Annotated in this window: 20 protein-coding genes; 11 read left to right on the forward strand and 9 right to left on the reverse strand. The window is 67.1% G+C overall.

Going from position 1 to position 17,550, the window contains the following annotated elements; translation table 11 throughout:
- The first annotated feature begins 52 nt into the window (after positions 1–52).
- Both ACYVN4_RS31530 and ACYVN4_RS31535 read left to right on the forward strand, forming a co-directional pair.
- On the forward strand, positions 53–793 hold the full coding sequence (locus tag ACYVN4_RS31530) for an SDR family oxidoreductase (RefSeq protein WP_460725625.1): 741 nt from the start codon (positions 53–55) through the stop codon (positions 791–793).
- 12 nt (positions 794–805) lie between these two features.
- On the forward strand, positions 806–1,837 hold the full coding sequence (locus ACYVN4_RS31535; protein WP_460725626.1) for a sigma-70 family RNA polymerase sigma factor: 1,032 nt from the start codon (positions 806–808) through the stop codon (positions 1,835–1,837).
- Positions 1,838–1,902: 65 nt separating this feature from the next.
- Here ACYVN4_RS31535 and ACYVN4_RS31540 read toward each other — a convergent pair whose 3' ends face one another.
- The gene (locus tag ACYVN4_RS31540) at positions 1,903–3,051 is read right to left on the reverse strand and encodes an alkaline phosphatase family protein (RefSeq protein ID WP_460725627.1); all 1,149 of its coding nucleotides are present in this window, start codon (positions 3,049–3,051) and stop codon (positions 1,903–1,905) included.
- A 267-nt stretch (positions 3,052–3,318) separates the two neighbouring features.
- Here ACYVN4_RS31540 and coaD point away from each other — a divergent pair, with 267 nt between their 5' ends.
- A complete protein-coding gene (gene coaD / locus ACYVN4_RS31545) occupies positions 3,319–3,804 on the forward strand; it encodes a pantetheine-phosphate adenylyltransferase (RefSeq protein ID WP_460725628.1) in 486 nt (161 codons plus the stop codon).
- A 67-nt stretch (positions 3,805–3,871) separates the two neighbouring features.
- Here the strand turns inward: coaD and ACYVN4_RS31550 are convergent, their stop codons facing one another.
- Together ACYVN4_RS31550 and ACYVN4_RS31555 are read right to left on the reverse strand one after the other, a co-directional pair.
- The gene (locus tag ACYVN4_RS31550; RefSeq protein WP_460725629.1) at positions 3,872–4,531 is read right to left on the reverse strand and encodes a hypothetical protein; all 660 of its coding nucleotides are present in this window, start codon (positions 4,529–4,531) and stop codon (positions 3,872–3,874) included.
- Positions 4,532–5,093: 562 nt separating this feature from the next.
- The gene (locus ACYVN4_RS31555; protein WP_460725630.1) at positions 5,094–5,630 is read right to left on the reverse strand and encodes a GtrA family protein; all 537 of its coding nucleotides are present in this window, start codon (positions 5,628–5,630) and stop codon (positions 5,094–5,096) included.
- 266 nt (positions 5,631–5,896) lie between these two features.
- On the opposite strand from ACYVN4_RS31555, the gene ACYVN4_RS31560 reads away from it, so the two are divergent.
- From ACYVN4_RS31560 to ACYVN4_RS31585, 6 genes are all read left to right on the forward strand, one after another.
- Positions 5,897–6,643: a DivIVA domain-containing protein gene (locus tag ACYVN4_RS31560; protein ID WP_460725631.1), complete on the forward strand. Its 747-nt coding sequence runs from the start codon at positions 5,897–5,899 to the stop codon at positions 6,641–6,643.
- Positions 6,644–6,748: 105 nt separating this feature from the next.
- The gene (locus tag ACYVN4_RS31565) at positions 6,749–7,411 is read left to right on the forward strand and encodes a YceD family protein (RefSeq protein WP_460725632.1); all 663 of its coding nucleotides are present in this window, start codon (positions 6,749–6,751) and stop codon (positions 7,409–7,411) included.
- A gap of 2 nt (positions 7,412–7,413) precedes the next feature.
- On the forward strand, positions 7,414–7,596 hold the full coding sequence (rpmF, locus tag ACYVN4_RS31570; protein ID WP_033088742.1) for a 50S ribosomal protein L32: 183 nt from the start codon (positions 7,414–7,416) through the stop codon (positions 7,594–7,596).
- A gap of 20 nt (positions 7,597–7,616) precedes the next feature.
- On the forward strand, positions 7,617–8,384 hold the full coding sequence (gene rnc / locus ACYVN4_RS31575) for a ribonuclease III (protein WP_460725633.1): 768 nt from the start codon (positions 7,617–7,619) through the stop codon (positions 8,382–8,384).
- Complete coding sequence (gene mutM / locus ACYVN4_RS31580; protein ID WP_460725634.1) at positions 8,385–9,242, forward strand: bifunctional DNA-formamidopyrimidine glycosylase/DNA-(apurinic or apyrimidinic site) lyase; 858 nt, start codon at positions 8,385–8,387, stop codon at positions 9,240–9,242.
- 118 nt (positions 9,243–9,360) lie between these two features.
- The gene (locus ACYVN4_RS31585; protein WP_460725635.1) at positions 9,361–9,942 is read left to right on the forward strand and encodes a dihydrofolate reductase family protein; all 582 of its coding nucleotides are present in this window, start codon (positions 9,361–9,363) and stop codon (positions 9,940–9,942) included.
- On the opposite strand, the gene ACYVN4_RS31590 is transcribed toward ACYVN4_RS31585, so the two are convergent.
- From ACYVN4_RS31590 to ACYVN4_RS31615, 6 genes are all read right to left on the reverse strand, one after another.
- Positions 9,939–10,388 (reverse strand): DUF350 domain-containing protein, encoded by a 450-nt coding sequence (locus tag ACYVN4_RS31590; RefSeq protein ID WP_460725636.1) that lies wholly within the window; start codon positions 10,386–10,388, stop codon positions 9,939–9,941. The two genes, ACYVN4_RS31585 and ACYVN4_RS31590, sit on opposite strands and share 4 nt — an antisense overlap.
- A 43-nt stretch (positions 10,389–10,431) precedes the next feature.
- Positions 10,432–11,595: a glutathionylspermidine synthase family protein gene (locus ACYVN4_RS31595; protein ID WP_460725637.1), complete on the reverse strand. Its 1,164-nt coding sequence runs from the start codon at positions 11,593–11,595 to the stop codon at positions 10,432–10,434.
- Positions 11,595–12,737 (reverse strand): hypothetical protein, encoded by a 1,143-nt coding sequence (locus tag ACYVN4_RS31600; RefSeq protein ID WP_460725638.1) that lies wholly within the window; start codon positions 12,735–12,737, stop codon positions 11,595–11,597. Before ACYVN4_RS31600 ends, ACYVN4_RS31595 begins: the two co-directional genes overlap by 1 nt.
- A 27-nt stretch (positions 12,738–12,764) precedes the next feature.
- A complete protein-coding gene (locus ACYVN4_RS31605; protein ID WP_460725639.1) occupies positions 12,765–13,046 on the reverse strand; it encodes an acylphosphatase in 282 nt (93 codons plus the stop codon).
- Positions 13,043–13,507, reverse strand: a complete 465-nt coding sequence (locus ACYVN4_RS31610; RefSeq protein ID WP_460725640.1) for an OsmC family protein — start codon at positions 13,505–13,507, stop codon at positions 13,043–13,045. Before ACYVN4_RS31610 ends, ACYVN4_RS31605 begins: the two co-directional genes overlap by 4 nt.
- A gap of 70 nt (positions 13,508–13,577) precedes the next feature.
- On the reverse strand, positions 13,578–14,237 hold the full coding sequence (locus ACYVN4_RS31615; RefSeq protein WP_460725641.1) for an HAD family hydrolase: 660 nt from the start codon (positions 14,235–14,237) through the stop codon (positions 13,578–13,580).
- A 172-nt stretch (positions 14,238–14,409) separates the two neighbouring features.
- Here ACYVN4_RS31615 and ACYVN4_RS31620 point away from each other — a divergent pair, with 172 nt between their 5' ends.
- Together ACYVN4_RS31620 and ACYVN4_RS31625 are read left to right on the forward strand one after the other, a co-directional pair.
- Positions 14,410–15,603 (forward strand): cytochrome P450, encoded by a 1,194-nt coding sequence (locus ACYVN4_RS31620; protein ID WP_460725642.1) that lies wholly within the window; start codon positions 14,410–14,412, stop codon positions 15,601–15,603.
- Between the two features lie 142 nt (positions 15,604–15,745).
- Positions 15,746–17,347: an alkaline phosphatase family protein gene (locus tag ACYVN4_RS31625; RefSeq protein ID WP_460725643.1), complete on the forward strand. Its 1,602-nt coding sequence runs from the start codon at positions 15,746–15,748 to the stop codon at positions 17,345–17,347.
- Positions 17,348–17,550: the final 203 nt, after the last annotated feature.

Raw genomic sequence — 17,550 nt, forward strand, 5'->3', positions numbered from 1 at the left:
GCTCCCGCTGGTCTGAATACCGACAGGAACAGACCGAAGTTGGGAGTGCGTGATGTCGGAGTCGGTACAGACAGCAGTCGTCACCGGGGCGAGCCGCGGATTCGGGCGGGGCATCGCCACCGCGCTCGTCGGCGCGGGGATGCGCGTGATCGGGGTGGCGCGCGACGAGCAGGCGCTGGGGGAGGTCCGCGACGAACTCGGCGACGGGTTCGTGGCCGTGGTCGCGGACGCCACCGACGAAGCGGTGGCGGAGAAGGTGATCCGGGTCTACCAGCCCGGCTTGCTGGTGCTCAATGCCGGGGCGTCGCCGCACGCCGCGCCCATCCACGAACAGACCTGGGAGACCTTCAGCCGCAACTGGGTCGTCGACACCAAGCACGCGTTCGTGTGGGTGGGCGCAGCGCTACGCCAGCCGCTGGCACCGGGAAGCACGGTAATCGCCCTCTCGAGCGGGGCCGCCCTGAACGGGTCACCGCTCAGCGGCGGATACGCCGGAGCCAAATCGACCATCCGCTTCATCCGTTCCTACGCCGCGGCGGAATCCGACCGGGCCGAACTCGGCATTCGATTCGTAGCGCTCCTGCCGCGACTCACCCCGGTCACCGGTCTGGGCGCGGACGCGGTCGCCGCCTACGCGGCCCGCGAGGGCAAGGACGTCGAAACCTACATCGCCGGAATGGGCCCGGTCCTCACCCCCGAACAGGTCGGCAAGGCGGTCCTCGAACTCGCCGATGATCCCGACAGCGCTGCGGAATACTTGGTGAGCGGCGCCGGGCTCGGAAAGATCGGCTGAGGTGCCGCGACCATGACGATCAGCGCACCTCCGGGAGTGGTGGCCATGCCTCGCGAGACCGCAGTGCCCAGCGAGACCGCAGTGCCCAGCGAACGTGAATTCACCACTCTCACAGAGAGATTCCGGCCGGAACTGCTGGCGCACTGTTATCGGATGCTCGGGTCGGTGCAGGACGCCGAGGATCTGGTGCAGGAGACGTATCTGCGCGCCTGGCGGGGATTCGACCGATTCGAAGGGCGTTCGTCACTGCGGAATTGGCTGTACAAGATCGCGACTATGGCGTGTCTGACGGCGTTGGACGGGCGGGCGCGGCGGCCGTTGCCTTCGGGGTTGGGTGCGCCCGAGGACGATCATCGGGTGACGATCGCGGCGCGGGAGCCGAGTGTGCCGTGGCTGCAACCCGCGCCCGACAGTCTGCTGGGGTTCGGTGATCCGGCCGCGATCGTGGCCGGTCGGGCCGGGATTCGGCTGGCTTTCATTGCGGCACTGCAACTCCTGCCCGCCCGCCAGCGCGCCGTGCTCACCCTGCGCGACGTGCTGGCCTTCCGATCCGCGGAGGTTGCCACCATGCTCGACACCACCCCGATCGCCGTGGACAGCGCGCTGCGGCGCGCCCGCGCCCGGCTCACCGAATCGGGTCCGGTGCAAGAGGATCTGGCCGAACCCGACGAATCCGGGCAGCGTCGCCTGCTCGACGACTACGTCGACGCCTTCACTCGCGCCGACCATGCCGCGCTGCTGGCCCTGTTGCGCGCCGACGTCGAGATGGAAATGCCGCCCATCCCAACGTGGTTCACTGGCCGCGAGGCGGTGCACGGCTTCCTCATGGCCCGCGTCGTGCGCCCGCGCCTGTGGCTGCTGCGCCCGACCCGCGCCAACGGTCAGCCCGCGCTCGTCGCCTACAAACACCTGGAGGGAAACCGCTACGGCGCGTACGGAATTCAGGTGCTGACCCTGATCGGTGACCGCATCGCCCGCATCACCTCGTTCAACGACCCGAGCCTGGTCGCGGCCTTCGGTTTCGAGACCACCGTCGAGAACTGATCCCGGAACGCGGCGTTGCCCGCCGTGGGTGACACGGCGGGCAACGGTCGAGATTGTCGAGAAGGTCAGTCCTCGAACAGGTCCCGGAAGGACTCCGGCGCCTTGTGCTTGCAGGTGTTGGCCAGGCAGCCGAGGTGCCACATCTCCTCGATCGCGGACAGCGTCGAGTAGTGGTCGGAGACCTCGGTCGAGGTCTTGTGGTCGTTGTCCTTCTTGTTCTTGTCCTTCTTGTGATCGTTGTCGGAGTTGATCACCAGGAGCGGGGCGTCGCCGCCACCGAGCACGACATTGTTCGCGCCGACCGGGCTGCCCGGGCCGCCGGAGAAGCCCGAGTAGTCGTTCTCGTCCCAGGAGATCACGATGCTGGAGCGCGAGTGCTTCCAGGTCTCCGAGTTCATGATCTTGGTGACGGTGTCCTTGAGGTAGTCGTCACCCAGGTGGATCGGGCCGTGCGCGACGCCGGTGGCCGGCTCCTCGCAGGTCGGCTTGTTGATCAGCGCGGCGGCGTCGTGCGAGATGCCGTGCATGTCCGAGCACTGGTCGGGGCTGATCCAGGTGAAGGCCGGCACGTGGCCGCTCTTCAGGTCGGCGTCGAAGTTGTTCTCGAACGGAACCACGTTCTGCAGACGCTTGTTTCCGGGAGTGTTGATGTCCGAGAAGTACATGAACGGGTTGTGCTTCTGGGCGTACAGCTTCACCAGGGTGCCGTTGACGACGCCCGGGGCGAACTCACCCTCGAAACCGGCCGAGGGCATGCCGCCCATGTAGGCCTTCCAGGACTTGTCCTTGGCCTCGAGCTGGTCGACCAGGTTCTTGCCGGCGAACATGTGCGGCTGGTTGGTCGCGGAGGCGACCTGCGCGGGGGTCAGCGACGCGGTCGAGGTGCCGTCACCGGAGTTCGGGACGAATTCCTCAGGGGCGCACTTGGAGTCGGCGCCGGCCTTGCAGTCGTCCCAGATGCCCTGGAAGTCGCCCGAGAACATGGACAGGTAGTTCGGCAGCGACGGGTGCGTCACGCCGTGGAAACCGGTGGAGACGCCGTACTTGTTCGCCAAGTCGTTGATGTACGGCGCATCGGCGGTATTGCCGAGAATGTCCTCGTCACCCTGGTTTTCCATCATGATGTAAAAAATGTGCTCGGGTGCTGACCCGTGGCCGCCCGGGTCGGCGGACGCGGTCGCGCCTACCAGGCCGCCGAACGCGCTCACGGTCACAGCCACAGAGACTGCGATCTTCCGACCCAACGATGCCGTTGCCATATGTGTACTTCCTGATCGAGCGAGATTGCCGATGCAGCTTCGCAATTGGCTTCTCAAACGATCAACGGGAGCAAACCGAACAGTACGCGAACTGGATGAGCGATTGGGCGAACGTTGGGCGAGCAGTTGCAGGGTTGCAAATCCATAGCTGACCAGGCATGACTGAATTGTCCGAATTGGCCGGTCGAAAATCGCCCCTACCCCATAGGGTAGCGTGCGGCCATGGCTGGAGCACTGTGCCCGGGGTCGTTCGATCCGGTGACCAATGGACATCTCGATGTGATAGCGCGTGCCGCTGAGCAATTCGACGAGGTCGTGGTCACCGTCGTGGTGAACCCGAACAAGCAAGGCATGTTCACCGTCGAAGAGCGCATGGAACTGATTCGCGAAGTGACCGCGCACCTCCCCAATGTGCGCGTGGAATCCTGGCGCGGACTACTCGTCGACTTCGCCAAACAAGAAGGCATCACCGCCATGGTGAAGGGCCTGCGCGACTTCACCGATTTCAGCTACGAGTTCCAAATGGCCCAGATGAACCGCAAACTCACCGGCGTCGACACCTACTTCATCGCCACCAACCCCACCTACAGCTACGTCTCCAGCTCCCTGGTCAAGGAAGTAGCCTCCTACGGCGGCGACATCGCCGACTTCCTCCCCCCGGTCGTGCACAAGCGCCTCCTGGCCCGCATCGCCGAACGCAAGAAATAGCGGACCGCACAGGCTGACGCTCGCAGGGCTGCAACCCCTTACGGCCCTGCGAGCGTGCGGCTCGCGGTCATACCGCCCGGATCGGGAGGCGGCGGGGTTCGGGGGCGGCGGCCGGTTCGATGCGGCCGAAGGTCGAAGCGCGTTGGGCGGTGAGTGCCGCGCGCAGGCGTTGTGCGGGGTTGCCTCGCACCAGCTCGTCCCAGGTCCAGCGGATCACCTCGAAACCCAGCGTGCGCAAGTAGGTCTCGCGAGTGCGCTCACGCGCGACGGTGGTCGCGAGATCCTGCCCCGGCCGCAGCAATCGGCCGTAAGCGGTCGGCCCGTCGAATTCACACACCACCCCCGCGGCTTCGTAATAGAAGTCGACCCGCGCCACGAACCGCCCGTCAGGTGTGAACACATTCCCCTGCGACCCGGGCCGCGGCAACCCGTGTCGATGAATCATGAGGCGGCTCAACGATTCCCCGATGCTCTGACTCCGCCCATCCACCATCCCCACCACCTGCTTGGCCTTGCCGATCCCATACCGTCCCTTGGCCTGAGCGAGCTCGTCGGCGAGCTCGAGCGCGGTGAGGCCGAAGGCCCCGGCCAGTGCATCGCCCGCCACCACCGCCACATCCAACGGCAGCGTCAGGGCCAGATCGACCACGGTCCGCGCAGGCGTGGTAACCAGCAGCCCATCCACCTCCACCGCCGAATCCACCGGCGACCCATGAACTTTCGTCATCGCCCGCACCCTCCCTCCGCCCCGCCGATTCCGCGTGACGCACACCCGCTCCAAAGGCGCCCGCCACAACCCGGTCCCGTACAAAACCGCCGCCGACTGATGGCTCACCACGGTCCCCGCCGCCATCTCCGCCACCACCTCCCGAACCAACTGCCGATGCTGCTCGCGCCGATCCAGCCCACTCCGCTGCCCCGGTCCCGGCCGCGCACCACACCCCTCGAGCAGCGCCCGCCGCGATCGCGTTGCTTCGCAACGCCGCCCGGTCTTCGTCGTCTCGGTATTCATTCGCCCTCCCTGCGCTGTGGACGGGTAGGGCGGGGGCGCACGCAGGATGCGCACGCTCGGGTGGGTGGGCGTTGTGGGCGTGGGCCCGCTGTATCTCGGCGTCCCCCAAGGCATCCGCGCCAACGGTCCATGTCGGAACCCCTTTCGTCGATCGGATGCTTTGTTGGACGCGGGCAGTCCGAGCGGGGTTCCGGGATGGGGGTGGACACGCCGAAACCTCGCACGGCGCGCCGGAATTCGGTCCGGGGCGGGTGCGAGGTCGGGGGAGTGGGTGGGGTCAGAAGACCCAGAGGCGGAGGGTGAGGAAGCGCATGGTGCCGACGGCGGCGGTGATGGCCAGGACGGCGAGGGCTTCGGCGACGTCTCCCATGCCGGGGGCGGTGACTTCGAGGATGGCCAGGCAGCCGGAGGTGATGGCCAGACCGGCCAGTGCCAGCGCGCCGCCCTCCAATTGGGCTGTGTACCAGCGCACGCGGTCGGCCGCCTGGAAGGTGAGCCGCCGGTGCATCTCGTTGGCGAGTGCGGTGCTGACGATGGAACCGGCCAGATTCGCCAGCTGCGGGCCGCCGCCGTAGAGCGCCAGGAACAGCAGCACGTAACCGACATTGCTGAGGCCGCCGACGAGGGCGAAACGAATCAACTGCGCGAAGACCGCGTCACCGCGCAGCCACACACCCAGCCGGGCCAATCCCCGGATGCCCGAGGCGTGCAGGTCCACCGCGCCCTGGGTGAGGGCCTCGGTGCCATAGGCATAGGTGTTCACCAGACCGGTGCCGGGCATCGTCGCCCGATCCGGAATCTCGTGGACAGCCATGGTCTTCCCCATCCGAACGCTGCTATGCCGACCAGGCGGTCCGGGAGTGCTTCCGGGCCACCGCCATTGGGCGGGCACTGTCTTGCCCTTCAACGGTAACCCAAGTGGAGCTATTCCCTCCACTTGTTTTTGCTGTCTGTGAAACAGGCCATGTTTTGGAAAACCGGCGACACGCCGTGTCGGACCTTGTTGACAGCGCGGAGATTGGCAGACTGGCTGCAGCGGAGAGTCTCGCCGTGAGTCCTGGCAGGAGAGTGGGGTAGCACATGTACCGGGTATTCGAAGCGCTCGACGAACTGGTGGCCATCATCGAAGAGGCCCGCGGAATCCCACCGACCCGCAACTGCATCGTGCCGCGCGGCGAGGTCCTGGAACTGCTCGACGACGTCCGCGACGCCCTACCCGGCGAGCTCGACGACGCCCAGGACGTGCTCGATCACCGCGACAAGATCGTCACCGACGCCCGCACCGGCGCCGACACCACGGTCAAGACCGCGAACGAGCAAGCGCACCACACGGTTACCTCCGCCCGCGACGAGGCCGACCGCATCCTCTCCGACGCCAAGGCGCACGCCGACCGCATGGTCGCCGAGGCCCGCGCCCACGCCGAACACCTCGTTTCCTCCGCCGAGGAGGAGGCCGAGCGCACCGTCGCCGACGGCAAGAACGAATACGACGTGCTCACCGGCCGCGCCCGCACCGAGGCCGACCGCCTCGCCGCCGCGGGCCAAGCCTCCTACGACCGCTCGGTCGCCGACGGCAAGGCCGAACAGGAACGCCTGGTCTCCCAGACCGAGGTGGTCCGCGCCGCCCACACCGAATCCGCGCGCCTCATCGACGGCGCCCAGGCCGACTCCGACCGCCTGCGCTCCGAATGCGACGACTACGTCGACGGCAAGCTCGCCGACTTCGAGGAAACCCTCTCCAACACCCTGCGCATCGTCGGCCGCGGCCGCCACCAGGTGCGTTCCGGCGGGCCCATCCCCGACTACGCCTCCGAATTCCGCCGCTGAGCAACCACTCTCGTGCCCCGCTTGCCCCGTTTGGGTTGCGAGCGGGGCTTTCGGTATTGTGGGGTGGTTGCCCATTCCCCCATCTACCGTGAGGTGAGTTCGTCTATGCCTGCCGATTCCGGTAAGCCTTCGCGTCATCGTCAGCAGGTGATCGACGCGGGCTTTGTGCTGGATGTGCGCAGTCTCGGACGCGCCCCCGGGTCGATGAAAGAACGGCATCGGGTCTTCACCACCGATAAGCGGCTCGGGCTCGACCTGGTCGCCATCCCGGTCGGTGCGGAGATCGAAATGGATCTCACCCTGCAGTCGGTCTCCGAGGGTGTGCTCGTCATGGGCACCGTGCACGCGCCCATCGAGGGTGAATGCTCGCGCTGCCTCGAATCGTTCACCGACGAGCTCGAATTGCACCTCACGGAGCTGTTCGCCTACCCGGACAGCGCGACCGAGCAGACCACCGAGGAAGACGAGATCCATCGTCTCGTCGACGACATGATCGACCTGGAACCGGTCGTCGTGGACGCCGTCGGCCTGGAGCTTCCGCTGCAGCCGCTGTGTGAACCCGACTGTGCCGGTCTGTGCCCGGAATGCGGCGTCAAGATGGCGATTGCGGGTTCCGGACACGGTCATGAGATACTTGACCCTCGCTGGGCCCGACTCGCAACTTTCACTACTGCTGAGTCGACCGATGCAGACACTGCGTCGGACCCATCAACAGATTCCACCCTTGCGGGACACAACGGTGCCGCAAGCAAGACAGAGGAGAGCTAGTCGTGGCCGTTCCGAAGCGCCGGATGTCCCGTGCCAACACCCACGCGCGTCGCAGCCAGTGGAAGGCCACCGCGCCGACCCTGATCACCTGCCCGAACCGCGCCTGCGGCCAGCAGACCCTGCCGCACATCGCCTGCCCGTCCTGCGGCACCTACAAGGGCCGCCAGGTCACCTCGGCGATCTGATTTCGCATCAAGCAGCGACCGTGACCGCCAGCAAGGACGCGGCGGATTTGTCCGCCGTAGGTGATGCAGCCGACCATGCCAGCCTGCTCGAGGCTCTCGGCGTGGACGTACAACCGGAGCTTCTGCGCCTAGCGCTGACGCACCGGTCGTACGCCTACGAGAACGGTGGCCTGCCGACCAACGAGCGCCTGGAATTCCTGGGCGACTCGGTGCTCGGTCTGAGCATTACCGAGCGCCTCTATCTGGAGCACCCGGACAAGTCCGAGGGTGAGCTGGCCAAGCTGCGCGCGAGCGTGGTCAACATGCACGCGCTGGCCGAAGTGGCCCGGGTGCTCGGTGCCGGCGGCCTCGGCCGCCATCTCCTGCTCGGTAAGGGCGAGGAGCTCACCGGCGGCCGGGACAAGCCCAGCATTCTCGCCGACGGCATGGAATCGCTGCTGGGTGCCGTGCATCTCGAGCACGGCATCGATGTGGCACGCACCGTTGTCCTGCGGCTGTTCGCCGATCTGCTCGAGCGCGGTCCCCGCATGGGGGCCGGGCTCGACTGGAAGACCAGCCTGCAGGAACTGACCGCCGAGCGCGGCATCGGCGTGCCCAGCTACGAGATCACCTCCACCGGACCCGACCACGACAAGGAGTTCACCGCCACCGCGGTGATCGGTGGGAAGGGTTACGGCCAGGGGGTGGGCCGCTCCAAGAAGGAAGCGGAGCAGAAGGCCGCGGGCGCGGCCTACAAGGCGTTGCACGCCGAGAACGCGCCCGAGGGTTCAGACGGCTCGAAGAGCTAGATGCCCGAACTCCCCGAGGTCGAAGTCGTCCGGCGCGGGCTCACCGAACACGTGGTGGGCCGCGTCCTGGACCGGGTGACCGTCAAACATCCGCGCTCGGTGCGTCGGCACGAGCTCGGCGGGGACGATCTCGCCGCCCGACTGACCGGACTGCGCGTCGACAGCGCGCAGCGGCGGGGCAAATTCCTGTGGCTCACCTTCGATGAGCCCGATACCTCCCTCGTCGTGCACCTCGGCATGTCCGGGCAGATGCTCGTGCAGCCCGCGAACGCGCCGCTGGAGAAGCACGCGCACATCATCGCCGCCCTCGACGACGGCAATGAGCTGCGGTTCATCGATCAGCGCACGTTCGGCGGCTGGATGCTCTCGGATCTGGTCGAGGTGGACGGCACCTGGGTGCCCGAGTCCGCGGCGCACATCGCGCGCGATCCCCTCGATCCCCGTTTCGACGCCGACGCCGTCGTGAAGACGTTGCGCGGCAAGCACTCCGAGATCAAACGGCTCTTGCTGGATCAGACCGTGGTGTCCGGGGTCGGCAACATCTACGCCGACGAGGCGCTGTGGCGGGCCAAGATTCACGGTGAGCGGTCGGCGGAGAAGCTGAGCAAGCCCGCATTGCACGCCCTACTGACCGAGACCCAGCACGTGATGGGGGAGGCACTCCAGGCCGGGGGCACCTCCTTCGACGCGCTCTACGTGAACGTGAACGGGCAATCCGGGTACTTCGAGCGTTCGCTCAATGCTTACGGATGCGAGGACGAGCCCTGCCGCCGCTGCGGTGCGATCATGCGCCGGGAGAAGTTCATGAACCGTTCGTCTTTCTCCTGCCCACGCTGTCAACCCCGCCCGCGCGGCTGAGACCAGCGGGTTTAATTACCCCTCCGGTGTACGTGATGTGATCGAGCCTCCCAATCGGGAGTGATTTGGCGCTACCTTTTTCACTAGCGGCATGCGTTGTGCCGCCTGGAGGAAACAGATGCGCAAACTGACCTACTTCGTCTCGGCCACCATCGACGGATTCATCGCCACCGATGCGGGCTCGGTCGACTTCTTCCCCGTCGGGGGCGACCACGGGCCCGCGATCATCGCGCAGTATCCCGAGACGCTGCCGACCAAGGTGCGTCAGGTGCTCGGCGTCGACAAACCCTGCCAGAACTTCGACACCGTGATCATGGGCCGCAAAACCCACGACTTCGGTGTCCGCACCGGCACTTCCAGCCCGTATGCGCACCTGCGCCAGTTCGTGGTCTCCACCACGCTGCCGGAGGCTCCGGCCTCGGATGTGGAGTTGATCGCCGACAACCCGCTCGATCGGGTCCGGGAACTCAAGCGCGAGAAGGGCCTCGGCATCTGGCTGTGCGGCGGCGGCGAACTCGCTCAAACCCTGCTCCCCGAGATCGACCAGGTCTTCCTGAAGCTCTACCCCATCGTCCTCGGCCACGGCCGCCCCCTCTTCGGCGCCTGCGGCCAACTCCCCGAACCCTCCCGCTTCCGGGTGATCACCAGCCGCATCTTCGAAGACGGCGTCGCCTTCATCAAATACGGGCGGGTGCGTTAGAGGATCGCGAAGGCGATCACCGCGCCGATGGAGATGTGGGCGGCCGAGACCACGACGGATTCGATGCTGAATTCCGGGTTCTTCAGGACTGCGCCGATGTTGATGCCGAGGACGTACTCCAGGGCGCGCGTCGCGGCCACCTGTGCCGCGATGCCGACCAGGCCGTAGACGGTGGTGGCGATCAGGCCCTCGGTGAGTTTGCCCGCCTGGGCGTAGATGGCGAAGACCACGATCAGGGCGACGCTGAGCATGGCGGCGGAGCTGATGATGACGGAGTTGGGGAGGCCGCGGGCGACCATGGAGCGCAGTGGGCCCGGCGTGGTCCAGTCCACGGCTTGGAAGCCGAGCAGTAGGAGCACCAGGCCCAGCACGGCGTAGCAGAGGATCGCGCCGACGCCGCGTCCGAGGGAGTGCCAGTAGCCTGCTTCGAGCGCGAGAACCGTCATCGGTGCTCCTTGGGGTGATTCGGGGTGGTCACAGGGGAGTCGGTCACTGCGGGATGCGGTGCGGGACGAAGGTCGAGGAGTCGTCGGTGATCAGGCCGACGGTCTCGCGGATGCCCAGTCCCGCGGAGGTGTCGCCCACGATCCAAGCACCCAGCACCGGCCGCATGCCGTCGAATTCGGGCAGCGGGTCCAGCAATTGGTAGACGTAGCCCTCTTCGCCGTAGACGCCACCGGTGGCGGTCTCCATGCCCGCGCCGACGATGGTCATGTTCGCGCCCTCGCGGCCGAGCTTGGGCTTGCGGATGTACTCGGTCAGCTCGTGCGGGTCGTCGAGGTAGCAGGGCAGCAGATTGGGGTGGCCCGGGTACATCTCCCACAGCACGGCCAGGATGGCCTTGTTGGACAGCAGGGTCTTCCAGAGCGGTTCCAGCCACATGGTTTCCGGCAGCGAGGTGACCACACGCTTGCCGAAGTCGTCGTCGAGCGCCCACTCCCACGGGTAGAGCTTGAAGATGGCCTCGATGGGGGCCTCGGCCAGATCGACGAAACGGTCCAGCTCCGTGTCGTAGCCGACATCCTCGATGGGGAGTGCGACGGTGTCGAACCCGGCCTCGGCGGCGGTCTCCTGCATATAGGCGGTGGTGACATTGTCCTCGCCCGAGGAGTCCGCGCCCGACCAGCTGAAGTGCAGTTGACCGGCGGGCAGGGTATCGCGCATCTCACCCCAGCGCTCGACCAGCTTCTCGTGCAACGAGTTCCACTGATCGTCATCGGGGTGGGTGTCGGTCAGCCAGTGCCACTGCACGATTGCCGCCTCCAGCAGGGAGGTCGGCGTATCGGCGTTGTACTCCAGCAGTTTTGCGGGGCCGCGGCCGTCGTAGCGCATGTCGAAGCGGCCGTAGATGTGCGGGTCGGAGCGGTGCCAGGACTTGGTGATGTGCTCCCAACTCCATTGCGGCAGACCGAAATCCGCGAAACGCTCGGTCAGCACCACCTGTTCGACGGCGTGCAGGCACATGGTGTGCAGCACCTCGACCTGCGCCTCCATGGCCAGGATCTCGTCCATGTCGAAGACGTAGTGCACCGACTCGTCCCAGTACGGACGGGGTTGACCGTTGGCGTACTGCCCCGGCGACCCGTAGACCAGACCCTGCCCCTCGATGATCCGCTGCCAGCCCGGTCGCGGGTTGCCGCGTTCGCGTCGCACTAGGAACCACCCTTGCCGTGAAGCTTCGCGCCGAGACCGCCGCGTTGAATCGTGCTGCCGCTCTTGGTTTTCACCGTCGCGCCCGACGGGGCGGAGATGCTGCCGCCCGACGGCGCGTGCCCGATGCTGCCGGAGCCGCCGTAGTAGTAGCGGTAGGAGTGCCCGGCCAGGAAGAAGAAGCCCGGGTGAATACCGCTGTCGCCGCGATCCGATGCATCCGAACAGTAGTTGTCCGGAACCACGATCTCCTGATTGTCCTGTGTGGCGGTGACGCTCTGGCCCGGCCCGGTCGGCACCACCTCGCCCTGCTTGGCCACCACGGTGCACATGGCCGACACCTCGGGCCCGTTCCACGCCTGGGCAACCAGATAACCGCCACCCACCAGCGCCGCGATCCCCACGACCGCGGCCCCGCCGATGAGCACCCGCTTCTTCTTGCGCCGCTTGGCTTCCGCGGCCTCTTCCTCGGCCCGCTCCTGCTCCTCGGCCCGCCGCCGCGCCTTCTCCCGGGCTCGCGCCTCCGCCACCGTAGGCGGCCGCGGCTGCGTGACCCCCTCCTCCTGCGTGACGATGCGCCCGCGCCGCGGTGGCCGGGGCTCATCCACCGGCGCAGGCAACGCCGGTTCCGCCGGATACGGCGACGGCCCCGATAACAGGAACCCGCCCTCGTCGAGCCCCGGACCCGGCGTCACCGCCTGCCCGAAAGCACCAGGGCCGCCATGGGATTCCCCCGCCAGCCGATGCGGCCCATGATGCTCCCCACCCTGCTCCTGCCCGAAATCCGCGGGCAACGGCAGCGTCGGCTGCACGGGCGTCGGCGGCACGCCGCCGGGGGCGGGATCGTCTTCCGGGTAGGGCGGGAGCGGGTGGTGTTCGAAGCCGCCGGCCGGGGCTTCGATTCGGATCGTGGGTTCCGGCCAGGTCGGGAATCGGACGGTCGGGTCGCTGCCGCCCGACGGTCCGGGTAGCCCTGCGGTCGGGTTCGCCGCCGATGCGGGCTGATCGGATTCGCCGACGACGGGGTAATGGAAGGCACCCGGGTGGGCGGGATCTGTTGGGCCGGTGTGGGATTCGCTGGGCTGCGCGGGGTCGGGAATAGGGCGGTCCGGGTTGTCCGGATCACCGGGACGGTTCGTTGGCATCGGTCGACTCCGTGGGCTCGCCGCTCGCTAGCGTTCTTCGAATCCTGTCATGCCGCCCTGGGCGGTGTTCCAGTCTTCCACCACCAGGTTTACCCGACCCGGTGTAGTACCGGAACGTAGCAGGTCGAGGAGGGTTTCGCAGCGTTCGCGGGGTCCTTCGGCGACAACGTGTACGCGGCCGTCGCGGTGGTTGCGGGCGTAGCCGGTCAGGCCCAGTTCGAGGGCGCGCGAACGGGTCCACCAACGGAACCCGACACCCTGCACATCACCGTGGACCCAGGCGCTGAGCCGGACCGGTTCCGCACTCATTCGTCGATACGGAAGGTGAGGTTGACGGTGGTGCCCGCCTTGAGGGTGCGGCCGACCGTGCACACCTTGTCGATGGCGCGCTGGGCGGCGACCAGCAGGCGCTGCCGGGCTTCCTCGTCGAGCTCGGACAGGTCGAGGTCGAACTCCTCGGTCAGCTCCGGGTAGACCTCGTTCTCGCGGTCGGCATCGCCGGAGACGTGGACGGTGGCGTCGAAGCTCTCGCCGAGGCGGCGGGCGAGGGTGAAGTCGGCGCTGAGTCCGGAGCAGCCCGCGAGCGCGATCTTCAGCAGCTCACCCGGGGTGAACGCACCGGGCACCCCCGCGGACGCGATGAGCACCTCACCGCCGCGGTTGTTGCGGCCCGTGTAGGCGCGAGTGCCCGTGCGCTCGGCCCAGAGCTTCACCGGTTCGGCGGACTGGTCGGCGGCGGCGGTCTGCGGTGCGGCGGTCTGTTCGGACATAGGAAAGATCCTCCCATTGAGTCACCCGGGACAACCATCTGGTTGCCAGTCCTTCGAAACACCGACGCCGTCAGCGGAATTCCGCCACCAGCTCCGGTGTGACGTCGGTCAGGCTGTCGGCGACGGTGGCCGCGAGAGCGATGGCATCGGGGGCGGGCGGGTACTTGGGATGCGGGACCGCGATCACCGTCATGCCCGCGGCGTGTGCGGCGCGCAGCCCGTTGCTGGAGTCCTCGATCGCCAGGCACTGCGCCGGATCGATGCTCAGCCGCCGGGCGGCCTCGAGGTACCCGTCGGGCGCGGGCTTGCCGCGCTCCACTTCCTCGGTCGACACCGTCGCGGTGAACAGATCGGTGACGCCCATGTGGTCGAGCACCACATCGATGAGCCGCCGCGGCGAGGAGCTGGCCAGACCGAGCGTGTACGTCTGCGCGAAGCGGCGGACCGTCTCGGTGGCGTCGGGCATGAGCGGCAGGTGCTCGGTGTAGCGGGCGGCCATTCGTGAGATGACGTCCTCGGCCACCTCGTCGGGTGTGCGGCGGCCGTCGAGCAGTTCCCGGCTGGTGTATTCGGACCATTCGGAGGTGCTCATGCCCATGAACCGGTCCTGGGTGTCGGGCAGCCAGCGGCCGTCCAGTTCGTCGACGTACTCCCGTCGGACGTCTTCCCAGATGGGCTCGGTATCGATGAGCACACCGTCCATGTCGAACACGATCGCGGCAATCGGCATGGCCTCCATGGTGGTTCATTGCCCATGACGGCCTTGGCACGGGGTGCCGCACGCTCACTGACGCCATGTCCACTGAATGGGATGTTCGTCCGTAATCGTGTCACCGTGCGCCGCACGGGTTTAGCGTCGGGAACGAAAGACGCAGATCCGCAAGTGAATACCGAGGTGCGACGTGGGCACGGTCACCGACATCTACGATCCGGAGCTCTATGTGGCCGGACCGATCCACGAGATCTTCGCCGGACTGCGGCGCACCGATCCCGTGCACTGGCAGGAGATGCCCGGCGAGCCCGGCTACTGGGCGATTCTCAAGCACGCCGATGTCGCCCACGTGGCCCGCAATCCGCAGTTGTTCTCCGCCGAAGAGGGCGGCGTGATCCTGGAGAATCAGCCGCCCGAACGCCTCGAGCAGACCCGCAACATGCTGCTCATGATGGACCCGCCCCGGCACACCGACTACCGCCGCCCGCTGGCCGAGCACTTCAAGGCCCGGGTGATCGGCGAACTCGAGGACCGCATCCGGGAACTCACCCGCGCCCTGCTCGACAGTGTCGACGGCGACGTGGAATTCGTGCACGACGTGGCGGGCGTGCTGCCCAGCCAGGTGGTGGGCGGCATGTTCGGCATCCCCGAAGCGGACTGGCCGAGCATCCGGCAGTGGGCCGAACAGTCCACCAGCCAACAGGATCCGGAACTGGTCGGCGATTTCGACGTCACCGCCGAGCTCACCAAGATGGCCATCTACGCCATCCAGTTCTCGATGGCGCGGCGCGAGCAGGAACCGCAGGCCGATCTCACCGGGCTCATCCTGTCCGGGGCGTTCGGCGGAAAACCCATGTCGGACCTGGAATTCGGCAGCTTCTTCACCCAGCTGGTGACTGCGGGCAACGACACCACCAAGACCATGCTGTCCTCGGGCCTGGAATTGCTACTCGCGCATCCCGACCAACTGCAGGCCCTGCGAGACAACCCGGCGCTGATTCCCGGTGCGGTGGAGGAGATCCTGCGCTACGCCAACCCGCTGCACTACTTCCGCCGCACCGCCACCGCCGACACCGAGATCCGCGGCGTCCCTATCAAGGCGGGCGACAAGGTCGCCATGTGGTACACCTCGGCCAATCGCGACGAGGACGTCTTCGCCGACGCCCAGCGCTTCGACATCCACCGGAACCCCAACCCGCACCTGTCCTTCGGGCTGGCTCAGCACTTCTGCCTGGGTGTGCATCTGGCGCGGCTGGAGGGCCGGGTGTTCTTCGAGGAGCTGCTGGCGCGTTACCCGAAGCTCGAGCAGACCGGCGATTCCCGGCGCATCCGCTCGAACCTGAACAACGGTTTGAAGTCGTTGCCGATCCGGCTGTCGCGGTGATCGGCGCCGCGTAGCGAATATTCGCGCGGCCATCACCGCCGCGACGCCCGCCCGTTACCCGCGCCCGCAAACCTTTCCGGATCTCGGTTCACTCGTTCAGGGGAGCCGGAGGTGAGGATTGGAGTGGGGTCAGGTGCGCAAGATGGGATACCGGCTGGTCGCCGCCGGTGCATGTGCGGCGATGGGGTTTGCGGTCGCCGGGTGCGGCAGCAGCGATACGGCCAAGCACGATCAGCATGTACTGCTGCTGTCGATCGACGGCATGCATCAGTCCGATCTGGCCGACTATGTGGCGGCGCACCAGGATTCGACGCTGGCCAAGCTGGTCGCCCGCGGCGCGCAGTACACCAACGCGCAGGTGCTGACCCCGGCCGACTCCTTCCCGGGCACCATGGCGATGATCACCGGCGGCAGCCCCAAGACCACCGGCGTCTACTACGACGACACCTGGGCTCGTGACCTGCTGCCCGCGGGCACCAAGGACTGCGCGACCGCGAAGAAGGGCGCGCAGGTCCCGCTGACCGAGGAGATCGACAAGAAGACCGAGGATCTCGACGGCGGCCAGGGCCTTTCCGGTCTGCCCGACGGCATCGCGGCGATGACCGACGATCCGAGCAGCGTGCTGGATCCGGCCAAGTTGCCGGTGGATCCGGCCACCTGCAAGCCGATTGCGCCCGCCGACTACCTGAAGGTGAACACCATCTTCTCGGTGGTCCACGAGGCCGGTCAGCGCACCGCCTGGTCGGACAAGCACCCGGCCTACCAGATCATGAACGGTAAGGGCGGTCGCTCGATCGACGACCTGTTCACCCCGGAGATCGACAGCAACTCGCCCAAGGGTGATGCCTGGACCAAGGATTCGGACCAGACCAAGCGTTACGACACCTACAAGGCCGACGCGATCGTCAACGAGATCAACGGCAAGGACCACTCCGGCGCCAAGCAGGTCGGCGTGCCCGCGGTGTTCGGCATGAACTTCCAGGACGTGTCGGTGACGCAGAAGCTGCCCGCGTCCAAGGGCTACAGCGCCGACGGCAAGCCCGGTGGGCTGCTGACCGGTGCGCTGGACTTCGTGGATCAGCAGGTCGGCCGCTTCGTCGCCGCCCTGGACAAGGCCGGGCTGACCGACAAGACCACCATCGTGCTGACCGCCAAGCACGGGCAGTCGCCCATCAAGCCGGACGGGCTGACCCGCGTGGACGACAAGCCGATCATCGACGGCATCAACAAGGAGTGGGCGGCCACCCACCCGGAGACCCCCAAGCTGATCGCGCACTCGATCGACGACGCCGCCATCCTGTGGTGGCTGGCCGACCGCTCGCCCGACGCCGTCGCCTTCGCGAAGCGAAAGCTGCTGGAGGCCAACGGCACCGGCACCGACATCAGCGGTAACCCGAAGCCCTACACCGCCTCCGGGGTGGACACCGCACAGGTGTACGCGGGCACCGACGCCGTGAAGTTCTTCGGCACCAACGCCGATGACCCCCGCGTGCCGGACCTGTTCGCGGGCACCAACGGCACCGTCTACACCGCGGGCAAGTCCAAGATCGCCGAGCACGGCGGCTCCAGCCCCGAGGACCGCCACGTCCCGCTGCTGGTCGTCGGCTCCGGCATCTCGAAGCACGATGTGCCCGACCAGGTTTCGCTGACCCAGGTGGCCCCCACCGTCCTGGATCGCCTCGGCCTGGACCCCCAGAAACTCGACGCCGTGAAATCCGAACACACGGCGGCCCTGCCGAGCTAAAGGGGTCCTACTAGATCAGGGAGCTCTCCGCGCGATTCTGTCCGATTCGGCGCGTGAGAGCTCCCTGATCTTCTTTGTGCGGCTGATCTCCCCGTCATTCCGGCGTGCTTTTGGCCGGAATCCAACGCTGCGGGTGTGGATCCCGGCCAAAAACACGCCGGGATGACGAGGCTGGGTTGCGCCGGGGTATCGCCAGGGGCGGG

This window comes from Nocardia heshunensis, assembly GCF_054782115.1.